The sequence below is a fragment of the Chryseobacterium sp. BGARF1 genome (genome assembly GCF_001677955.1).
Taxonomy (GTDB): Bacteria; Bacteroidota; Bacteroidia; order Flavobacteriales; family Weeksellaceae; genus Chryseobacterium.
The window spans coordinates 1-1645 of record NZ_LELA01000120.1; the positions used below are offsets into that span (position 1 = coordinate 1).

The 1645-nt window shown below is 40.0% G+C and carries 1 protein-coding gene; it reads left to right on the top strand.

Translation table 11 applies throughout. The features are described from left to right. Positions 1-1382 (top strand): T9SS type A sorting domain-containing protein (locus AB671_RS19845; RefSeq protein WP_157444272.1); only part of this gene is annotated, 1382 nt, incomplete at its 5' end. Positions 1383-1645: the final 263 nt, after the last annotated feature.

The following is a 1645-nucleotide window of genomic DNA, read 5'->3' on the forward strand; positions in this document are numbered from 1 at the left end:
CTAATATTGCATGTAACGGAGGTTCAACAGGAGCTATCAATTTAACACCTACTGGTGGAACAGCACCATATACTTTCAACTGGGGAGGTGGAATCACCACAGAAGACCGTACTGGTTTAGCAGCTGGAACGTATACCGTAACCATTACTGATGCTAATGGATGTACAAGAACAGTAAGTGCGACAGTAACTCAGCCAACAGCAATGAGTGCAACGACTTCTCAGACTAATATTGCATGTAATGGAGGAACTAACGGAACAGCAAGTATTGTTGTAACGGGAGGAACAGCACCTTACACTTACTCATGGTCTCCTTCAGGCGGAACAGCAGCATCAGCTACTGGCTTAGCAGCAGGAACTTACATAGTGACTGTAACAGATGCTAATGCATGTACAATTACAAGAACAGTAACAATCACTCAGCCAACAGCAATGAGTGCAACAACTTCTCAGACTAATATTTCATGTAATGGTGGTTCTAACGGAACAGCAAGTATTGTTGTAACGGGAGGAACTGCACCTTACACTTATTCATGGTCTCCTTCAGGTGGAACAGCAGCAACAGCTTCAGGTTTAGCGGCAGGAACTTACACAGTGACAGTAACCGATGCTAATGCATGTACAATAACAAAAACAGTAACAATCACTCAGCCTGCTACAGCAGTTTCAGGAACAACAGTGGTTACCAATGTAGCATGTAACGGAAGTGCTACCGGAGCTATTAATTTAACTCCATCAGGTGGAACAGCACCTTATACATTCAACTGGGGTGGCGGAATCACCACAGAAGACCGTACTGGTTTAGCAGCAGGAACTTATACCGTAACAATTACTGATGCTAATGGATGTACAGGAACAGTGAGTACGACAGTAACTCAGTCAAGCGCAGTAGCAGCTCCAACAGGAGTAGCAACGCAAAGCTTTAATTTAGGAGATACTTTAAGTGCTTTAGTTGTAACTGGCCAGAATATTAAATGGTATGCTTCAGCGGCAGCAGCGGCAAGTCATACAGGAAGCTTACCTATAACTACGGTAATTGTAAATAATACAACGTATTATGCAACTCAAACAGTAGGAGTTTGCGAGTCTACAGCTTCATTGGCTGTTCTTGCTTACAATGCTACTTTGGGTGTAGGTGACCTTACAAAATCATCATCTGACATGCAGATTTACCCTAATCCGGTAATAGACGTCCTTAACGTAAGTGGAGAGGAGAAAATTATAAGATTAGCTATCTATTCTGCAGATGGTAGAAAAGTTACCGAGAAAGTAATCTCTAAAAATGAAAGAAGCATCAATGTACATTCATTAGTACAAGGGATGTATTTACTTCAGGTGTTTACTAAAGACGGTGTGAAAACATTCAAATTTTTAAAAAGATAGGATGTTAAATTATTAATATTATAACTTAATAATGAGCCAGTAGCAATTTATTGCTGCTGGTTTTTTTTTGCTGAAAAGTTTGATGAAAAATTATTGACTTTGATTTTTAGATTGTCATAAGTAGGTTAAAACAATTAACAATATATTTTTGGGCAGCTATTCCGCCCTCCGTTCCCAATCTTTTTTGCCCTCGTTTTTTCAGCAGCAAAAAAGGATTTCCACTCAGGTCGGGCTGCAATCATATTACTTTTCAAAATGTATGG